Origin of the sequence: Nostoc sp. CHAB 5836 (assembly GCF_020829445.1) — a bacterium.
GTDB lineage: Bacteria > Cyanobacteriota > Cyanobacteriia > Cyanobacteriales > Nostocaceae > Nostoc.
Genome location: NZ_JAIVFV010000090.1, coordinates 25,184 through 26,670 on the forward strand (window position 1 = coordinate 25,184; position 1,487 = coordinate 26,670).

Here is a 1,487-nt window from a genome sequence, read left to right on the forward strand (position 1 = left end):
TCCTGCCACAATTGCGTCACTGATGGTTTTTGTTGCGAAGCCCACAGCATATCTTCAATCGGGATAATCACATGAAGCCGCTTGTACGGGGATTGCTGTTTGCTGGTAGCAGCAGACTTTTTCAGCTTGGGTCTTGTAATAGTTGCAGTCATTGTACAATTTCCTGTTTATATTGGCACACGGAATTTTCCCCCACACGGAAGGCAGGGTTCGCTCCAATTCGTAATTCGTAATTCGTAATTCGTAATTATTACCCCAAAGGATAAATCCGCTGGCTCTGAATAAAGTTGGCTTTGCCCTTTTTTCTTTTTCATAAATTTTAATTAGGGGCTTTGACGCCGAGGATGAATTAATTATTAATTAATTAATTAATTAATTAATTAATTAATTCCTAATTTCTAAGTTTAAAATTTACGAATTACTGTCTTCTCTACGAGACGCTCCGCGAACGCAGCGTTAGCGAGTCTTGCCTACGGCACGCTCCGCGAACGAGCGTCATTACGAATTACGAATTATTTGGTCAGCGTAAGCAACGATAGAACCGACTTGAATCACAGGAGGTGCTACAGCTTTTTCTAGTGCAGCGATTAAATCAGTTTCTCCAGTAGTAAGGGATGCCCAGTAGTCTGCTTTTATCACCTCGTATTTTTCAGCTACTGCCCAAAACTCCTGCCATGTACACCCGGTTTGAGATAGCACTAGCTTGATTTCCTTAATAGCCTGTGGTAAGAGTTGTAAAAATTCTATTCTTTTGGCGATCGCTTCTTCTGTGGGTTCACTCCCCAGAAGTATGGCCGCCGCTGACAAGGCTTGGGTGCTGTTCATCGCAACGCTTAGGTTTTTCAATGCCATGCCCATGAGCAATAGACATTCCTGGGCATTCTCTTTGGGTGGCTCAATCGCAAGAGAGCGCAAATCGATGAAATTTGGGGTGAAGGGTTTTGGGTCAAAAGAGGCTTGGGGGCTCTTAGCGGGGGGAAGGGCTTGCTCCCCCTGCTTAGAGCTCCCTTCCCCCCTGCCTCTTCGGTCAGGGGTCAGGGTATTTTCTTCTGACTTTAACCTTTCCCCATTTCCCTTTTCCCCTCCCAAGGACAAAGGATGTTTTACTTCTTTGGAGGCTAAAGTCGCAAGTTTTGTCATCGTCTGACCCGACTGTTGAGTGGGACGTTCTCTAAGAGCGTGTTCTAATTGGTGGATGCGTTCTCTAAGTTGCTGGTTTTCAACCTCAAACTGTCGTAGGGCTTGTACGGAGTCTAATTCCTGCCGCAACTTGATACTTTCCTCTTTGTACTGGTCAATCAGTTTCTTTGATGCAGAAAGTTGCTCACTGACTTGTTCTTCTGCTAAAGTCCTGGCTTCTATTAGCAATCCAATCCTCAAATCTTTCTCTAGGCGCTCTAGTTCAATTTTGTGCTGTTGTTTTAGTGAACAGATCGCTTCTGAGTATTCTTTGGGGGAAGTCGGCGAGTTAGAAAATGTCACAATTG

At 44.5% G+C, this 1,487-nt stretch carries 1 pseudogene; it reads right to left on the reverse strand.

The annotated features are described in order from the left end of the window. Nucleotides 1-498 precede the first annotated feature (498 nt). Nucleotides 499-1,487: pseudogene (locus LC605_RS18440) on the reverse strand (hypothetical protein); the annotation flags it as partial.